This window comes from Nonomuraea montanisoli, assembly GCF_013363975.1.
Lineage (GTDB): Bacteria > Actinomycetota > Actinomycetes > Streptosporangiales > Streptosporangiaceae > Nonomuraea > Nonomuraea montanisoli.
Window position 1 is genome coordinate 37,300 of sequence record NZ_JABWGN010000024.1, and the last position, 15,342, is coordinate 52,641.

At 72.5% G+C, this 15,342-nt stretch carries 19 protein-coding genes and 1 pseudogene; 8 read left to right on the plus strand and 12 right to left on the minus strand.

Features of this window, described 5'->3' with window-relative positions:
• Nucleotides 1-12 precede the first annotated feature (12 nt).
• The 4 genes from HTZ77_RS41770 to HTZ77_RS41785 form a co-directional block, all read right to left on the minus strand.
• Nucleotides 13-1,320, minus strand: a complete 1,308-nt coding sequence (locus HTZ77_RS41770) for an FAD-dependent monooxygenase (RefSeq protein WP_205304623.1) — start codon at nt 1,318-1,320, stop codon at nt 13-15.
• Nucleotides 1,321-1,632: 312 nt separating this feature from the next.
• Complete coding sequence (locus HTZ77_RS41775) at nt 1,633-2,037, minus strand: VOC family protein (RefSeq protein ID WP_175595331.1); 405 nt, start codon at nt 2,035-2,037, stop codon at nt 1,633-1,635.
• Nucleotides 2,034-2,876, minus strand: coding sequence for a helix-turn-helix domain-containing protein (locus tag HTZ77_RS41780; protein WP_328809081.1), 843 nt, complete (start codon nt 2,874-2,876; stop codon nt 2,034-2,036). Before HTZ77_RS41780 ends, HTZ77_RS41775 begins: the two co-directional genes overlap by 4 nt.
• 65 nt (nt 2,877-2,941) lie before the next feature.
• Nucleotides 2,942-3,904 carry a helix-turn-helix domain-containing protein gene (locus tag HTZ77_RS41785; RefSeq protein WP_175595332.1) on the minus strand — a complete coding sequence of 321 codons (963 nt, stop codon included), beginning with the start codon at nt 3,902-3,904 and terminating at the stop codon, nt 2,942-2,944.
• A gap of 71 nt (nt 3,905-3,975) precedes the next feature.
• On the opposite strand from HTZ77_RS41785, the gene HTZ77_RS41790 reads away from it, so the two are divergent.
• The 3 genes from HTZ77_RS41790 to HTZ77_RS41800 all read left to right on the plus strand — a co-directional run bounded on the left by HTZ77_RS41790 (nt 3,976) and on the right by HTZ77_RS41800 (nt 6,212).
• On the plus strand, nt 3,976-4,302 hold the full coding sequence (locus HTZ77_RS41790; protein WP_175595333.1) for a cupin domain-containing protein: 327 nt from the start codon (nt 3,976-3,978) through the stop codon (nt 4,300-4,302).
• An 86-nt stretch (nt 4,303-4,388) separates the two neighbouring features.
• Nucleotides 4,389-5,261 carry an SPFH domain-containing protein gene (locus HTZ77_RS41795; protein ID WP_175595334.1) on the plus strand — a complete coding sequence of 291 codons (873 nt, stop codon included), beginning with the start codon at nt 4,389-4,391 and terminating at the stop codon, nt 5,259-5,261.
• A 39-nt stretch (nt 5,262-5,300) separates the two neighbouring features.
• Nucleotides 5,301-6,212, plus strand: a complete 912-nt coding sequence (locus HTZ77_RS41800) for a DUF6461 domain-containing protein (protein WP_328809082.1) — start codon at nt 5,301-5,303, stop codon at nt 6,210-6,212.
• On the opposite strand, the gene HTZ77_RS41805 is transcribed toward HTZ77_RS41800, so the two are convergent.
• Nucleotides 6,157-6,717: a CGNR zinc finger domain-containing protein gene (locus HTZ77_RS41805; protein WP_175595335.1), complete on the minus strand. Its 561-nt coding sequence runs from the start codon at nt 6,715-6,717 to the stop codon at nt 6,157-6,159. The two genes, HTZ77_RS41800 and HTZ77_RS41805, sit on opposite strands and share 56 nt — an antisense overlap.
• 26 nt (nt 6,718-6,743) lie before the next feature.
• Between HTZ77_RS41805 and HTZ77_RS41810 the strand changes: the two genes are divergently transcribed.
• Nucleotides 6,744-8,039 carry an MFS transporter gene (locus HTZ77_RS41810; RefSeq protein WP_175595336.1) on the plus strand — a complete coding sequence of 432 codons (1,296 nt, stop codon included), beginning with the start codon at nt 6,744-6,746 and terminating at the stop codon, nt 8,037-8,039.
• On the opposite strand, the gene HTZ77_RS41815 is transcribed toward HTZ77_RS41810, so the two are convergent.
• Complete coding sequence (locus HTZ77_RS41815; RefSeq protein ID WP_175595337.1) at nt 8,017-8,586, minus strand: TetR/AcrR family transcriptional regulator; 570 nt, start codon at nt 8,584-8,586, stop codon at nt 8,017-8,019. The two genes, HTZ77_RS41810 and HTZ77_RS41815, sit on opposite strands and share 23 nt — an antisense overlap.
• A 73-nt stretch (nt 8,587-8,659) precedes the next feature.
• Here HTZ77_RS41815 and HTZ77_RS41820 point away from each other — a divergent pair, with 73 nt between their 5' ends.
• Nucleotides 8,660-9,157: an FBP domain-containing protein gene (locus HTZ77_RS41820; RefSeq protein ID WP_175595338.1), complete on the plus strand. Its 498-nt coding sequence runs from the start codon at nt 8,660-8,662 to the stop codon at nt 9,155-9,157.
• Nucleotides 9,158-9,217: 60 nt separating this feature from the next.
• On the opposite strand, the gene HTZ77_RS41825 is transcribed toward HTZ77_RS41820, so the two are convergent.
• Nucleotides 9,218-10,351, minus strand: a complete 1,134-nt coding sequence (locus HTZ77_RS41825; protein WP_175595339.1) for a methyltransferase — start codon at nt 10,349-10,351, stop codon at nt 9,218-9,220.
• A gap of 383 nt (nt 10,352-10,734) precedes the next feature.
• On the opposite strand from HTZ77_RS41825, the pseudogene HTZ77_RS41830 reads away from it, so the two are divergent.
• Nucleotides 10,735-11,567, plus strand: a pseudogene (locus HTZ77_RS41830) (IS5 family transposase).
• Nucleotides 11,568-11,591: 24 nt separating this feature from the next.
• Here the strand turns inward: HTZ77_RS41830 and HTZ77_RS41835 are convergent.
• Nucleotides 11,592-11,915 (minus strand): DUF7677 family protein, encoded by a 324-nt coding sequence (locus HTZ77_RS41835; protein WP_205304624.1) that lies wholly within the window; start codon nt 11,913-11,915, stop codon nt 11,592-11,594.
• Nucleotides 11,916-11,956: 41 nt separating this feature from the next.
• Nucleotides 11,957-12,082, minus strand: coding sequence for a hypothetical protein (locus HTZ77_RS47905; protein ID WP_268960267.1), 126 nt, complete (start codon nt 12,080-12,082; stop codon nt 11,957-11,959).
• Nucleotides 12,083-12,236: 154 nt separating this feature from the next.
• On the opposite strand from HTZ77_RS47905, the gene HTZ77_RS41840 reads away from it, so the two are divergent.
• Both HTZ77_RS41840 and HTZ77_RS41845 read left to right on the plus strand, forming a co-directional pair.
• The gene (locus tag HTZ77_RS41840; protein ID WP_175595387.1) at nt 12,237-12,674 is read left to right on the plus strand and encodes a VOC family protein; all 438 of its coding nucleotides are present in this window, start codon (nt 12,237-12,239) and stop codon (nt 12,672-12,674) included.
• A gap of 42 nt (nt 12,675-12,716) precedes the next feature.
• A complete protein-coding gene (locus tag HTZ77_RS41845) occupies nt 12,717-12,887 on the plus strand; it encodes a hypothetical protein (protein ID WP_175595340.1) in 171 nt (56 codons plus the stop codon).
• Between the two features lie 10 nt (nt 12,888-12,897).
• Here HTZ77_RS41845 and HTZ77_RS41850 read toward each other — a convergent pair whose 3' ends face one another.
• The 3 genes from HTZ77_RS41850 to HTZ77_RS41860 form a co-directional block, all read right to left on the minus strand.
• Nucleotides 12,898-13,938, minus strand: a complete 1,041-nt coding sequence (locus HTZ77_RS41850) for an ankyrin repeat domain-containing protein (RefSeq protein WP_175595341.1) — start codon at nt 13,936-13,938, stop codon at nt 12,898-12,900.
• Between the two features lie 138 nt (nt 13,939-14,076).
• Entirely contained in the window at nt 14,077-14,598 is a 522-nt protein-coding gene (locus tag HTZ77_RS41855; protein WP_175595342.1) for a snapalysin family zinc-dependent metalloprotease, read from the minus strand.
• A 386-nt stretch (nt 14,599-14,984) separates the two neighbouring features.
• Nucleotides 14,985-15,272, minus strand: a complete 288-nt coding sequence (locus tag HTZ77_RS41860; protein ID WP_175595343.1) for a DUF4287 domain-containing protein — start codon at nt 15,270-15,272, stop codon at nt 14,985-14,987.
• Between the last annotated feature and the right edge of the window lie 70 nt (nt 15,273-15,342).

Here is a 15,342-nt window from a genome sequence, read left to right on the forward strand (position 1 = left end):
CTTCGCAGGTGCCTACGGCTTGGCCGACGAGGTGATCGGCGATCCGGCCGGGGCCGCGGAGTCCGGCACCCCTGCGTAGTCCGGCACCCCTGCGTAGTCGGGCAGCTCGACGCCGTTGATCGCGCGCCCGACCAGCTCGGTGAACCATGCGCCGGCGAAATCGGGGCGCGGCTCGGCGTCCGGCCCGGGGACGTCGCGGCTGCGGGCGTTCAACCGGCCGATCTCCTGGTTGGCCTCGACGAACGAGCGCATCCGCGCCTCGTAGCGGGCGAACCCGGCGTCGGGGTCCCATCCGGCGGCGGCCAGCTCTCCGGCCAGCAGGTAGGCGCCGACCAGGGCCAGCCCGGTGCCCTGCCCCGACATCGGCGAGGAGCTGAACGCCGCGTCCCCGATCAGCCCCACCCGTCCACTCGACCAGCGGTCCATCACCACCTGGGCGACCTGGTCGAGGTAGAAGTCCGGGGTGTCGTCCAGGTGCGCGAGGATGTCCGGGGTCAACCAGCCCAGGCCCGCCATCCGCTCACGCAGCAGGACCTTCTGGGCCGCGACGTCACGGTGGTCGACGTCGAAGTCGGCCGAGGCGAAGGAGAATATGGCCATCGCCCGGGTGGCGTCCTGGATGGGCCGCAGGAGGGCGGAGCGCCCGGACTCCTGGTCCTGGTACTCGAGCAGCCAGCGGTCCAGCCCGAACTCGTTGGGCACACTGTAGAAGGCCAGCACGTGCCCGAGGTGGCGGAGGAACCGCTCATGCGGCCCGAAGACCATCGCTCGCAGCGCCGAGTGCAGCCCGTCGGCCCCGACCACCAGCTCGAAGCGCCGCCGGTCGCCGCCCGCGAAGACCACGTCGACCCCGTCCGCGTCCTGGGCGAGCCCGGCGATTCGGTCGCCGAAGACGTACTCGACGCCGTCGCGGGTGTCGTCGTAGAGCACCTGGGACAGGTCCCCGCGCAGGATCTCGATGTCCGCGATGAACCCGTCGCCACCGTCGTCGTCGGCACGGAAGGTCTCCAGCACGTGCCCGTCCGCGTCCACGGTGTGCGCGCCGGCGGTGTCGGTGCACGCCGCACGCACCGCCGCGTCCAGCCCCATGCGCCCGATGACCTTCTTGGCGACCCCGCGCGCGTCCACCGCCTGCCCGCCGGGACGCAGCTCGGGCGCGCGCTCCACCACGGTCACCTCGGCCCCCCGCCGGCGCAGCCAATGGGCCAGCGCTGGTCCCGCGATGCTCGCCCCCGCCACCAACACCCTGGGACCGCTCACCCGCGTCCCCCGCCCGCCGGCCCGGATGGTGTGCTCCTGCTCGGAGTCGTCGACGCTCACCACTGCCTCCCTGTGCTTCTGTCGGAGTGTCCAGCCGTATCGACCACGGGTCCGCACAAAACTCATCGGCACGACCGAGATCGCGTCCATGCTCTCGCCAACCGCAAACCGGGCTACCAGGCAGATCCGCGCGCAACACAGTGAGACGCTGAAAGGGCCAGTGAGAACGGACATCAAGCCCCAGCAGTCACTCAACCTTCGGTGAGACACCGTAGTCGTGATCAACCTTCGATGACAATGCTCAGTCTTCGCTGCGACGGAACATGAGACGACGGGATCCCGGCTCATCGAAGGTGGAGCGCAGCCACGGGTTCATGCGAGCGTACGGAGCTCGCCGGTGATGATCCACAGGTGGCCGAACGGGTCGCGGATCCGGCCCGAGCGTCTGCCGTAGGGCCGGTTCTCGATCGGCACGACCACCTCGGCCCCGTGCGCGGTCATGCGCCGGCCGACCGCGTCCGGGTCGTCGACCTCGATCTCCAGGAGCACCGCGGAGCCGCCGAGATCAGCGGGTGAGAGCCAGCCCCACGAGGAGACGGCGGGGGAGACGCGGAAGGACGAGCCGCCGATGCGGTGCTCGACAACGGAGGGCCGCCCGTCGTCCTCCGCCGGGGCGCGGAACACCTGCTCGGCACCGAGGGCGTCCTGGTAGAAGGCCGACGCGCGGTCCGGGTCGGGCACGATGAGGCGGGGAGAAATACGGCTTTGTTGTGTCATGTGCCCATCGTGCGGCCGAGGGGCGGCGAGGTCTTGAACTTCTGGGAACGGGCGTCCGGGCCTTCCGCGCGCAGCCACTCGGTGGGCGTGCACCCCGCCATGGACCGCCATTCCCGGGTGAAGTGCGCCTGATCGGCGAACCCCGACGCGGCGGCCACCGCCGCCAGGCTGATCTCCCCGGCGCCGGCGGCGGCCACCAGCCGGCCCCGGGCGGTCTCGAAGCGGACGAGCCGCTGGTACTCCTTCGGCGTCACCCCGAGCTCCGCGCGCACCGTGCCGCTCAGGTGCCGGCGGGAGCACCCGAGCAGCTCGGCGGCCTCCCGCACCCGGCCGGTCCCGGACAGGGCCGCCAGCGTGGCCCGCATCCTGGACAGGTCGGCGCGTCCGTCGTGGCGGGCCAGGCCGTCGAGCAGGCGGCGTTCGACCAGCGCGCGGCGTTCCGGCCAGGACCGGCAGGCCGCGAGCCGTTCGGGCAGGTCCGCCATCGCCGGGACGACGTCGGCGAGCTCGGCGACGTGCCCGGCCAGCGCCGAGGCGGGCAGCCCCAGCAGCGCGCGGACGCCCAGCGGGCTGAGCGTCAGCCACACGCCGCGGGCGTACCCCTGCTGCCGCAGCTCGGCCGCATGCAGATGGAGCCCGGCCACGACGGCCCGCAGCCGTCGGCGTGAGCCCGGCCGCCCGGCCCAGCCGATGTCGAGCGAGTCGTGCCCGGGAATCGTGATCGACACCGTGGAGGAGGGAAGCCCCCGGTGCGCCCCCGCCGGATCCGGCCCGAGGTCGTAGGCGGAAAGCCTCGCCACGAACGGCGTCAGAGCGGCGGACATCCGATCATCGGCCACGTCGATCCCTCCCCGGACACCCTGTCGCCGGCGGTCAGGACGGCCCGCGGCCGTTCGCCCGCGCCTCACGGCCGGTCCTGGCGGCGGCCGAAGGAACGGCGGTAGGCGGCGGGGGTGGTGCGCGTCATCGCGTGGAAACGCCGGCGCAGGTTGGTGGCCGACGACAGGCCGACCCTGGCGGCGATCGCCTCCAGCGGCAGGTCCGTCTCCTCCAGCAGCGCCTGGGCCGCGGCGACGCGCTGCTGGAGCAGCCACCTGCCAGGGCTAACGCCGAGCTGGCCGGCGAACCTGCGGGCCAGCGTACGCGGCGAGACCCGGGCCCGGTGGGCGAGGCCGTCGAGCGTGAGGGGCTCGTGCAGCCGGTCGAGGGCCCAGTCGAGCAGCGGCGCCAGGGAGTCGGGCAGGCGTCCGGCGGCGGGCGGGGTGGCGTACTGGAGCTGGCCGCCCTCCCGGTGCGGCGGCATGACCATGTGCCGGGCGACCCGCGCGGCGTAGGCGGCGCCGTGGTCGGCGCGCACGAGGTGCAGGCACAGGTCGATGCCGGCGGCGGTGCCCGCGCTGGTGGCGACGTCGCCCAGGTCGACGTAGAGCAGGTCCGGCTCGACCAGGACGCCGGGGAAGCGGGCGGCCAGCTCGCCGGCCATCCGCCAGTGGGTGGTGGCCCGGCGCCGGTCGAGCAGCCCGGCCTCGGCCAGCAGGAAGGCGCCGGAGCAGATGGACACGACGCGGGCCCCGCGCCGGTGAGCCGCGCGCACCGCATGGAGCACGGCGGGGGAGGCGGGTGCGCCGGGGCGCTGCCATCCCGGGATCACCACCGTGTCGGCGGCCTCCAGCGCCGCGAGCCCCTCGCCCGCCACCATGGCGTAGCCGGCCAGGGTCGGCACGGGGCCCGGCCGTTCGGCGCAGACCGTGAACGCGTACCGGGCGGGCAGCCCGGGGCGGCTCAGCCCGAAGACCTCGGCGGCGCACGCCAGCTCGAACGTGGACTGCGGCGGCATGACGAGCGCGACGACCCGGTGAAGACCCATGGCAGGAAAGTACCGGTAGATGACAATCAAGACACTGGGCGGGCCGGGGCGCCCGCCGCCACGATGGGGCCATGACGAACGAATCCCTCATGCAGGTGCTCAACGTCGAGGAGATCGAGGCCGTCGAGGTCGCGCCGGGCATCGTCCGCCGTGGCCTGCCGGTCACCGACCTGGCGCGCGGCTGGATGTACGACTTCGCCCCGGGGGCGGAGTGGCCGGAGGTGGACGTGCACGAGAGCGAGGAGCGCTACTACGTGGTGTCGGGCGAGTTCATCGACTGCGGACGCACGCTGGGCCCGGGGAGTTACGTGGTGTTCGCGCCGGGCAGCCGGCATCGTCCGCGCACGGAGACGGGCGCCCGCATGCTCGGCATCAGCATGATCGACCCGCACTCATAAATCTACATAGTAAAGGGCGTCGGCCGGTTCGCCTTCCCCTCCGTCATCACTGCAATACCGTGATCGGCGACAAGAAGGGAAAACCGATGAGACGCACGACCGCGGTCGCCTCGCTGGCCGCCACCCTCCTGCTCGCCGGCTGTTCCGTCACCATCCCCGAGCCGGACGAGAAGGGCATCGTCTACGACGCCGGCATGTTCTCCGACACCACGTTCCAGAACTGCGTGGACCCCGGCGTCCGCGACGTGTCCGGCTGGGGCGACAAGGGCTACGTCTACCCGGCGGGGCAGCGCACGTTCGAGTTCGCCGCCGACCCGAACGACGCCGACGGCGTCAGGACCAAGCCGGGCGCCGAGTCCGGGCCGCTCACCATGTGGACCAAGGACCCGCTGGAGATGCGGGTCTCGGGCGTCGTCACCTTCTCCCTGACGGGCGACTGCAAGACGCTCCAGCAGTTCCACGAGCAGATCGGGCTCAAGTACGAGGCCTACACCGACGCGGGCTGGCGCAAGCTGCTCAGCGTCTACGTCGGCCAGCCGCTCGACCGGGCCCTGGACGCGGCCAGCAAGGAGTTCGCCTGGCGCGACCTCACCTACGTCAACCCGCAGGCCAAGCAGCAGTGGGAGGCGAAGGTCGGCGAGTACATGGGCCAGTTCCTGCGCGAGCAGGGCGGCACCGCGTTCTTCGAGAAGTTCTCGGTCACCCTCCAGCAGCCGCAGCCGCCGCAGAAGGTGCGCGAGGCGATGGCCGCGGTCCAGCAGGCGCAGGAGGAGAACACCGCCCAGAAGGCGAAGAACGCCAAGGCCCGCACCGAGCTGGAGGCGATCAAGGAGCTGAAGGACGTGCTGGGCCCGCAGGGCGCGGTGATGTGGCAGGCCGTCAAGGACGGCCGCATCCAGATCATCGTCACCGACACCGGCCAGATCAACGTCACCCCCAACAAGCCGGGCGGCAACTGACCCCGGATCCCCGGCCGGGCCACGAGAATTGTCGCCCCCGTGGTGCACCATGTGATCTTCCCCGAGGTGTTGAGGAGGGTCACGGGCATGGACGACGACGTGGTGGATCTGCACGAGGCAGTCGAGGACGGGTCGCTCGCGGAGGTCGTGGAACTGGCGGGGTGCGTGGCGGACGTCGACGCGGAGTTCGAGGGGCGCAGCGCGCTCTGGGTCGCCGTGTACGAGGAACGCCATGACGTCGCCCGCGCTCTCGTGGCCGCCGGGGCCGACCCGTGGCGGCCGATGATGAGCGGCTGGTCGCCCGGCCGCCTCAGCCTGGCCGGCCCGGATCCTGACCTGTTCGAGTGGCCGGCCGGGGCGCGCGGCCCGGCGGAGCTGTCGGAGGACGAGGCCGCGCTGGTGGCGGAGGCCGACCGGCTGACGGCGGTGCTGGGCGGCGTCGAGCACGACGGCTTCTCCGTGGCGTGCGTGGCCGGGATCGACGCGGCCGAGGCGGTGCGGCGGCTGGAGGCCACGGTCGAGGTCATCGACCCGGAGGAGTTCCTGGACGAGATCGACCCCTTCGCCGAGGAGAGCATGCGCTTCGTCGGGGTCACGGACGTGCCGGGCGGTTGCGTCGTCAGCCAGCCGTGGGGGTACGTCCCGGCTGCACCGGACGCCATGAGGCGCCTTTCCACGGGCACGGTCTGCTCCGCCATGTACGCCAATCCCAAGAGCGGCGACCAGGGGCGTGTGGCGCGTGATGGCGAGATCGTCGACTGGCGCCTGCGCCCCGGCGGCGAGCCGTGGGAGGAGGACGGGCCCCAGGAGGTGCTCCTGTCGTACCTGTACCAAGGGAACGCGGTGGCCTACTGCTGCGCGTACGTGGGGCTGCGGGTGGCCGACGAGCGGGCGGTCATCGGGCCGCCCGACGTGTGGCTGTGCCTGCCGGAGCGTGACCACTGGACCTGAGGGCGCGGTGGCGGCGTACGGCGTCGCGGTTGGCGCACCGCTGGGAGCAGTAGCGCTGCCGCCCGGTGCGTGAGGTGTCGGCGAAGATCGTGGCGCACTCGGTCACGGCGCAGCGGCGCAGCCGGTGCATGCCCCGTCCGACCAGGTGCAGCGCGGTGCCCACGGCGATGAGCGAGGACAGCACGGAGCCGAGCGGCAGCAGGTCGTCGCGGTAGTGCAGGTGCCAGCCGCCGGCGTGGTCGGTCAGCCGCGGATGGGCGGCCCACCGCGCCAGCATGCGGTTGACCAGCTCCGCGCGCTCGTGCTCGCCGGTGGCGTCGACGATCTCCTCCCAGGCGTCCAGCGCCGCCAGGGTGAGGTCCAGGTCGCCGGGGATGACCGGGCGTTGCAGCACGAGCCCGGCGGCGCGGCAGCGGTCCGCGAGCTCCCCGGCGGTCGCCGGGCGCCGGTTGGCCAGGTCGGCGGCGAGGTTCACGGCGCCCTCGCCGTAAGGGTTGAGGTGCATAAGACCATTACATCAGGGTGGTCGGCGTGACACAGCACACGGATGTACGGCCGGCCGAGCCGGCGCGATACCGGTGGGTCGTCCTCGGCGTCGCCACCTTCACCCAGGCCGCCTCGGGATTCTTCGTGCAGGGCATCGGGGCGATGGGTGTCCACCTGCAGCGCGACCTGCACGTGGGCGCGGCGGAGCTGGGGCTGCTGCTGTCGGCGGCGCAGCTCGTTCCGCTGGCCGGGTTGCTGGTGGCGGGGGAGCTGCTGGACCGTTACGACGAGCGGTGGGTCGTCGGGATCGGCGCCTGCGTCGTCGCGGTGAGTCTGGGCGTGGGGAGCGTGGCGCCCGGATACGCGTCGCTGCTGCTCGTGCTGCTGGTGGTGGGGGCGGGGTACAGCACCGTGCAGCCCGGCGGCAGCAAGTCGGTGGCGTCCTGGTTCGACGCGTCGCAGCGGGGGCTGGCGATGGGGGTGCGGCAGGCGGGTCTGCCGCTGGGCGGTGTCGTGGCGGCGGCGGTGCTGCCCGCTCTCGCCGCCGCGTCGGGCTGGCGGGCATCGCTCCTGGCCGGCGGGCTGGTCGCGTTGGTGGGGGCGGTCGCCTTCATGGGCCTCTACCGCCGGCCGCCCGTCCCGGGCCTTCCCGAGCCGGGCGCGTCGCGCGGCGTGGAGTCGCGGGGAGCGCCCGGCGTGGAGTCGCGGGGGGCGCTCGGTGGGGAGCCGCGGGCGTCGCTCGGGTCGCGGCTGCGGATGCTGCGGGAGCCGGCCATGGTGCGGATCCTCCTGTCGGGGGCGTGCCTGGTCTCGGTGCACAGCGGCGTCGGCGTCCTGACCGTGTTGCACCTGCACGAGGCGGCCTCCGTCGAGGCGGGGTCGGCGGCGCTGGTGCTCGTGGCGGTCCAGGGGGCGGGCGTCGCCGGGCGCGTGTGCCTGGCGGCCTGGAGCGACCGGGTGAGGTCCGGGCGGTACGCCTGCGTCCTGGTGTGCATGGTGGCCGTGACCGCCGGGATGGTCGCGCTGATGACGCCTCTGGGGCGTTCGCCGGTGGCGGCCTGTCTGCTGTTCGTCTGGCTGGGGTTCTTCGGCATCGGCTGGTACGGCCCGTGGGTGGCGCATCTGGCCGAGTCGGCGCCGCCCGGCAGGACGGGGTTCGCCCTGGGGCTGGCCATGGCCGTCACGCAGGTCGCCGTGATCCTGGCGCCGCCCGCGCTCGGCCTGCTCAGGGACGTGACCGGCGGGTTCGGCGCGGCCTGGGGCGTGCTGTCGGCGATGACGGCCGCCGCCGTGGTGGTGACGGCCAGGGGCGCGGGGTTCAGGCGGAGGGCCAGTTCCTGAGGACGAGGTCGAGCGCGTCCAGCGCCCTGGACCACGAGGCGTCCACGTCGCGCTCGTGGCGGCGGAACCCGCCGGCCGTCTCCAGGCTCACGTAGCCGTGGAAGGTGCCGTGCAGCATCCGCACGGCGTCGGTCTCGGCGGGCTCCGGGAGGTCGTAGCCGCGCAGGATCGCCCGGGTCATCTCCGCGTGGCGGCGTGCGGGGCCGACGATGGCGGTCTCGTCGTCGAGCTCCATCTGGCAGGCGGCGTACCGGCCGGGGTGCTCCTTCGCGTAGTCGCGGTAGGCGTTGGCGAAGGCGGCCAGCGCGTCCTTGCCCGCGCGGCCGGCCAGGGCGCCGGCGGCCCGGTCGGCCAGCTCCGTCAGGGCCAGCGCCGCGACCCTGACGCGGAGGTCCTGGATGTCCTTGACGTGGGCGTACAGGGCCGCGGGCTGGACGCCGAATCTGCGGGCGAGCGCCGAGACGGTCACGTTCGGGAAGCCGATCTCGTCGGCCAGCTCCGCCGCGGCCTGTGTCAGGCGTTCGGCGGTCAGTCCGGCTCGCGCCATGCGTCACCCTCTCTCAACTTACAGGTTTTAAGTATTTGCATACTACCGTTAAGAACGGCTAGCGTCGCGGCCCATGAGACCTGTCAACGAATCCGACATCCGCGCGTCGTTCGTCAACTGCTCCAAGGGGGAGGCCAAGCGGCTCGGCCTGCCCAGGGATCCCGACGAGCGGCCCTGGGACGACCTCGACTTCCTCGGCTGGCGAGATCCCGGCGCCCCCGAACGCGCCTACCTCGTCACCGAGCGCGACGGCCGCCTCGTGGGCGTCGCGCTGCGGGTGACCTCCGGCGCGCAGCGCGCCTTCACCTCGCGCAGCATGTGCTCGCTGTGCCTGACCACGCACACCAGCGGCGGCGTGGCGCTGATGACGGCGCGCCGTACCGGGGAGGCCGGCCGCCAGGGCAACACCGTCGGGCAGTACCTGTGCGCCGACCTCGCCTGCTCCCTCTACGCGCGGGGCAAGAGGGAGGCGGCGGGCGGCGGCCTGGTGGACGAGTCGCTCACGCCGGAGGAGAAGGTGGCCCGGGTGCGGGCCAACCTGTACTCGTTCCTGGACAAGGTGGCGGGATGACCGCCCTGGGGGAGGACGGTCTTGTCGTGCGTGCTCGGCCGATGGGCGGGAGGTGACCCGTCAGCCGGCGGTCAGGCGCCACAGGGAGGTGACCTCCGCGCTCCTCGCGGCGTGGAGCGGATCGGCGGCGTCCCTCGCCCGCGGGTGCCGGGGCCGGGTGTCGAGCCTGCCCGCGACGCGCAGCCCGGCCGCCGCGATGGCGGCCCGCAGGTCGCGGCGCGTCCGCAGCCCGAGGTGCTCGGCCAGGTCCGACAGGACGAGCCAGCCCTCGCCGCCCGGCCGCAGGTGCCCGGCGAGCCCGCCGAGGAAGTCGCGGAGCATGGCGCCGTCCTGGTCGTAGACGCCCTGTTCGAGGGCCGAGGTCGGCCGGGCGGGGATCCACGGGGGATTGCACACGATCAGGTCGGCGCGTCCGTCGGGGAACAGGGCCGGGCCGGTGACCTCCACCTGCCCGGCCAGGCCGAGCCCGCGGACGTTGTCGCGGGCGCAGGCCATCGCGCGGGTGCTGATGTCGGTGGCCACGACGCGGCCGACCCCCCTGCGGGCCAGGACGGCCGCGAGCACGCCGGTGCCGGTGCCGAGGTCGAACGCCGTGCGCGGACCGGTCCGGGGCCCGGCCGGCGCGGGCAGCGGGGCCCGCGCGACCAGGTCGACGTACTCTCCGCGGACCGGCGAGAAGACCCCGTAGTGCGGATGGACGCGGGCGCCGAGGGCCGGGACCGGGACGCCCTTCCTACGCCACTCGTGCGCCCCGATCACGCCCAGCAGCTCCCTCAGGGGGACGAGCGTCGGCTCGCGCGGCGGCCCGTAGGCCTCCGCGCACGCCAGGCGCACGTCCGGCGCCCTGCGCAGGCGCAGGCAGTGGTCGTCCTCCAGGAGCACGAGCAGCCCGCTCAGAAGGCGGGCCCGGTGGCCGCGCGCGCGGCGGTGCAGGTGGAAGGTCTCGGCCGGGCTGTCACCCGGGCCGGGAGGTACGCGGTCGAGACGCCGGCCCATCGCCTGCAGCAGGTGGCGTCCGTTGTGGAAGTCGCCCCGCCACAGCAGGGCGGTGCCCTCGCGGGCCAGGCGGCAGGCGGTGTCGGCCTTCGTGCGGTCGTCGGCGACGACCACCCGGGCGGGGGGCGGCGTCGCGCTCTCGGAATGCCAGCGGGCGGATCGGGGCGTGCCGGATTCGGTCCAGTGGGCGGTGGCCACCAGATGCTCCTCGTGGTCGGACGTGCGGATGGGGCACGAGACGCACGTCGACGAGGAGCGGGCCGGAGGCGCCCGTGCCGTGGCACGGGCGCGCAGGAAAGGGCAGGAAGGGCTACGGCTCCCGCGTCGAAGCGCGTGAGGAGCGGTCGCCGAGAACCATGCCGAGTGTCACGGGTCAGCCCTTTCCAAAGACGGACCCCAAGGCTCCCACGGCTCCGTGCCCACCGGCAAACTCCTTTCCCGCCCGGCGAGCTCGGCCCCGGCCGGTGGCGACGTCGAGCGCCCGCCGCGCACCCGCTGCCGGGCCCATGCCTCCCGCGCCACCCACGGAGACGTCGCTAGGTGGTGTCTTCAAATGATCTAGCATCGTGGATCATGGTCAGGTGATACGTCGTCATGAACTGTCCGATGCCGAGTGGGAGTTCGTCCGGCTGCTGTTGCCGGTCTCCTCGCGGGGGCGAAAACGGTTGGACGACCGAAAGGTCCTCAACGGGATCGTATGGAAGTTCCGTACCGGCACGGCCTCGCGGGATGTTCCCGAGCGGTACGGGTCGTGGGCCACGCTCCACACCCGTTTCCGGCGATGGGCCCTGAACGGCACCTTCGAGCGCATGCTCCGAGCCGCGCAGGCCCAGGCAGACGCGTCCGGGGACATCGAATGGCTGGTGTCGGTCGACTCCACTGTCGTGCGCGCCCACCAACACGCGGCCGGCGCCCGAAAAGGGGGCCTCACAGCCCAGCGCTCGGCCGCTCGCGGGGAGGGCTGACCAGCAAGATCCACCTGGCCTGCGACGGGCTCGGCCGACCACTCGCCTTCACCATCACGGGCGGGAACGCCAACGACTGCACCCAGTTCACCGCCGTGATGGAGGCGATACGAGTGCCCCGCCTCGGCCTGGGGCGCCCCCGAGTGCGACCCGACCACGTCCTGGGCGACAAGGGCTACAGCTCCCGGGCCATCCGGACCTGGCTACGGCGACGAAGCATCTCCCACACGATCCCCGAGCGGGTCGATCAGATCCGTAACCGGGCCCGGCGCGGCAACCTGGGCGGACGCCCACCCCGCTTCGACAAGGAGCTCTACAAGCGGCGCAACGTCGTGGAACGGTGCTTCCACCGGCTGAAGCAGTGGCGCGGCATCGCCACCCGCTATGACAAGACCGCCGAGTCCTACCGAGCAGTCGTCACCCTCGCCTCGCTGTTCATGTGGGCCTGATGCCCGACGACAGCTATTGGCCCTTCAGGGGCCGTGGAGTTCAGTCTCCCAAGCCTGGAACGGAGGCTCGACCTGGTAGCTCTGGTCGCAGTAGGCGCGAATCCACTGTGCGACTCGGTACTGAGCGTCTGCTTCGTTCAGAACCTCACCGTTCGCATCGACTTGGAGCACATTGCAATAGATCGCAAAGACCTGCTCCAGAGGCGAGCCGAACTGGAAGAGAGCGGGGCGATAGTCCACACCGTCGAGCAGGTCAACGTCGATGGTGCCATTCGCCAAGTAATAGGCGAAGAGCCGGAGTGAAGCGCGCACGTCGACAGGTAGATGTCCCACCGACACATCATGCACGTGTTCACGCTGGCTTGACGTGCTCCTTTTGACGACAGGACCTAGTGGGGCGATCCGTCGCGCTCGCCTCGTCGGGCGAGGCGCTGGAGCTGCCCTTCGTGCACGTCGCTCACCCATTCCCAGGCCCGTTCGAGCGCCTCGACGCCACGGCCGCCGACCAAGGACACGTCGATCAACGGTGACGGAACGGCGCGCCCTGACCGTTCCTGGACTTCGGCGGCGAAGGGGGCGAGGCTGGAAGGGAGGCCCCCCGTGACACGACAGCAGCCCGGCGGCGCATCCGGCCGCCGGCACCGGACGGGAGGAGCCGACGCCGTGGACATGAGACTCGAGGTCGTGGTGATCCCGGTGGCCGACGTGGACCGCGCCAAGGACTTCTACAAGGCGCTCGGGTGGCGCGAGGACGCCGACGTGGCCGGCGGCGACGGTTTCCGGGTGGTGCAGCTGACCCCGCCCGGCTCGGCGTGCTCGGTCATCTTCGGCGCCGAGGTCACCTCGGCGGCCCCCGGCTCGGCGCAGGGCCTGCACCTGGTGGTCGACGACATCGACGCGGCCCGGGCCGAGCTCGTCGAGTGCGGGGCCGAGGTGAGCGAGGTGTTCCACGACGCCGGCGGGGTGTTCCACCACGCCGGGACCGACGGGCGGGTGCCCGGCCCCGCGCCGGAGCGGCGGAGCTACGGCTCCTTCGCCTCGTTCAGCGACCCCGACGGCAACGGCTGGCTGCTCCAGGAGGTCACCACCCGCCTGCCGGGCCGGTGACCACCGAGCGGCCGTTCAACCGGGAGGAGAAGCGAGATGTCGGTGACCTTCGATTCCGCGGCCGAGCTGGCCGAGGCCCTGCGCCGCGCGGAGGCCGCGCACGGCCGGCACGAGCAGGAGCTCGGGCATCCGGACGCGGACTGGCCTGGCTGGTACGCGCAGTACATGGTGGACGAGCAGACCGGCGACGCCGGTCAGGCGGCGAGCGGGTGAGGCGGGCGCACTACGGGGATGTCCCCTCAGGGGTCCGGTCCGCGTAGGTGACCAGTTCCGCTCCGGCGTCGTACAACAGCCGGAGGCATGCGTACACCTCCGGGGCGTCGGTCGGCGACCTGCTGATGGTCATGCTGAAGACGATGTCCGCGGGACTGTAGCCGTCGGCGGCCAGGATCGTGTGCCGCGCTCCGTGGGCCAGCAGCAGCCTGACCATGTCCAGCAGCGACTCGCCCTCGCCGTCGGCGTCGCCGACGCCGTCGAACTTCTCCAGAACCGCGTGCAAAGGGGTGTTGCCTCTGCTGCTGCAGCAGGACACGGGATCGACACTCGTCTGGCTGCCGCGGTAGGTCTGGAAGTACGTCGACCAGACGTAGGTGTCGTCGCTGTCGACGGTGTCGGTGAGCATCGCGTCGGGATCGGCTCCGGCCTCGAGGAGGATCCGGACGGTCTCCGCCGAGCCGGAGAACACGGCCAGGTGGAGCGGCGTGAGGCCGGACCGCTCCAGCGGCCCCGTGCCGATGCCGCTCTCCAGAGCCGCGTGCATGGCCTCCGCGTCGCCCCAGGCGCACGCGCGTCCGAAGTCGATGACGGCGGTCGACCGTCTGAGGTCGAGGAGCCTGTGGGAGAGCCGGACCTCCGCGGGGACGGGCTGGCCGCCCTCGTGGTCGACGCGGTAGGTCGCCGGGTCGGTCCTCGTCGCCGCCTCGGCCAGGTCGACGAGCAGGAACCACTGTCCTTCGTCGTGGCCGACGGTGTACCAGGCGCGGTCCTCGGCCACGAGGCCCGGCTCGGTCTCCGAGCCCTCTCCGCCGGAGTAGAGGGTGACCTCCCACTCGAAGTCGTCGTCCGTGCGCAGGAGTTCGTCCGCGGGCCAGACCACGGCCAGCAGCGCCTGGACGGACGGAGGAACCGGATACTCGCCCGCGGGCGTGGTCACGCTCCACTCCCGGGGCGCGAAGTCCTCGGGGAGGTGGGCATTCAGCCGCCTGAGCTGGAGGAGAACGTCCGGATCCAGGTATTCGGCCGGGGCGGCGGAATGGTGCGGCATCGTTCGCCTTTCGCGTGGAAGATCGATTCGGCGGACGCTATCAGCGGGCGATGACAAGAACCGGCGGCCCCATGATCACTTCTGTGGTCATGGGGCCGCCGGTTCTCGATCTGTCTCGCCCGCGACGCTCGGTGGCGCTCAGCGGTCCACGTACAGCCGGCCGAACTCGGCCAGCGGGGTGGCGCCGGCGAAGTTGCGGTCCACCTCGGCCCGCTCGGCCGCGCTCGGGTTCGCGTTCGTGCAGCTCACCGGGGCGCTGGAGCCGGACATCAGGTCGGAGCACAGGCCGGTGCGCCGGTCGGGGAGGCCGAGGATGTGGCCGATCTCGTGGGCGGCGATGCGCACCGGGTTGTAGCCCTGCGAGGTGGCCTGCCGGCCCATCCAGATGGTGCCCCGGCCCAGGCTGGTGGGCAGGGTGCGCGGCCAGCCGTTGTCGGCCGTGACGACGAAGTGGGCGGGGGTGCCGGCCACCAGGCGGACGTTGCCGACGCTGGAGTTCCAGATCTGCGCGGCCTGGTCCACCGCGCCGCGGAACTCGGCCGCGCGGCCGGCGTCGTAGCGGAGGACCTGGACCAGGGCCGCCGCCTGCGCGGGCGAGGTGGCCAGCAGGAACGCGACGGTGAGAACGAGAGAGAGCGCGAGACGGAGGGGTCTTGGCATCGTGTCTCCTCGGACAGTGGGGGGTGCTGTCACGGTAGGCGCGGCGACGCCGCCCGGGGACAAGCCAGTTTCCCTCTATCGCGATGCTATGGATCAGCGCGCCGAGCTGCCCGACCGCCCGCGTCGCCGGCACCGTGCGCGGTCATGTCCCGGCCGGGACGCGGCGTTCGCCGCGCTGGTGCGCACGGTGGCGCTCCAGGCGCCGGAGCGGACGGTGGTCTTCGACATGGCGGTGCCGGTCGAGGTGTTCGGCCGGGTGCGCCTGACCGGCGGGCGCCGGTCGTACCTGGTGCGGGGGTTTGGGACGGGGCCGCCCGCGGCTCGCGCGCCTGTTCCCGAAGGCGGGAAGCGGCCCGGTGGGAAGCGGCCCGGTGGGAAGCGGCTCGTCAGGGCCGGTTGTCCTTGCCGTCCAGCCACAGGGTGTCGGACGCGTCGCGGTGGGATCCGGAGCTGCCGACGTGTTTGGCGTCGATCTTCGGGCCCTTCTTGATCACGTGGACCAGGGCCATCGCGTGCCCACGGCCCAGGTCGTAGTCCTGCTTCAACCAATCGATGATCACCCCGGCCTTGGTGGCCGGGTCGTGGAAGCCGCGCTCCTCGGCCAGCGCGATGAACGCGCGGGGCGTCAGTCCGGTCTTGTCCTCGATGGTGTCGAGGTACGCCTGGAAGGACATGTCTCTCTCCGTTTCGGTGGTATTCGGGCCGATGGGCAGCAAGCTTGTCTTTTGCAACTATGGTCTGTCA

What these genes read in the sequence shown, in the direction of transcription:
- HTZ77_RS41855 (WP_175595342.1), bottom strand. Translation starts at nt 14,598, where the DNA reads ATGCCAAGACCCCTCCGTCTCGCGCTCTCTCTCGTTCTCACCGTCGCG.
- HTZ77_RS41850 (WP_175595341.1), bottom strand. Translation starts at nt 13,938, where the DNA reads ATGCCGCACCATTCCGCCGCCCCGGCCGAATACCTGGATCCGGACGTT.
- HTZ77_RS41785 (WP_175595332.1), bottom strand. Translation starts at nt 3,904, where the DNA reads ATGGGTCTTCACCGGGTCGTCGCGCTCGTCATGCCGCCGCAGTCCACG.
- HTZ77_RS41795 (WP_175595334.1), top strand. Translation starts at nt 4,389, where the DNA reads ATGAGACGCACGACCGCGGTCGCCTCGCTGGCCGCCACCCTCCTGCTC.
- HTZ77_RS41805 (WP_175595335.1), bottom strand. Translation starts at nt 6,717, where the DNA reads ATGCACCTCAACCCTTACGGCGAGGGCGCCGTGAACCTCGCCGCCGAC.
- HTZ77_RS41820 (WP_175595338.1), top strand. Translation starts at nt 8,660, where the DNA reads ATGAGACCTGTCAACGAATCCGACATCCGCGCGTCGTTCGTCAACTGC.
- HTZ77_RS41775 (WP_175595331.1), bottom strand. Translation starts at nt 2,037, where the DNA reads ATGACACAACAAAGCCGTATTTCTCCCCGCCTCATCGTGCCCGACCCG.
- HTZ77_RS41840 (WP_175595387.1), top strand. Translation starts at nt 12,237, where the DNA reads ATGAGACTCGAGGTCGTGGTGATCCCGGTGGCCGACGTGGACCGCGCC.
- HTZ77_RS41790 (WP_175595333.1), top strand. Translation starts at nt 3,976, where the DNA reads ATGACGAACGAATCCCTCATGCAGGTGCTCAACGTCGAGGAGATCGAG.
- HTZ77_RS41860 (WP_175595343.1), bottom strand. Translation starts at nt 15,272, where the DNA reads ATGTCCTTCCAGGCGTACCTCGACACCATCGAGGACAAGACCGGACTG.
- HTZ77_RS41815 (WP_175595337.1), bottom strand. Translation starts at nt 8,586, where the DNA reads ATGGCGCGAGCCGGACTGACCGCCGAACGCCTGACACAGGCCGCGGCG.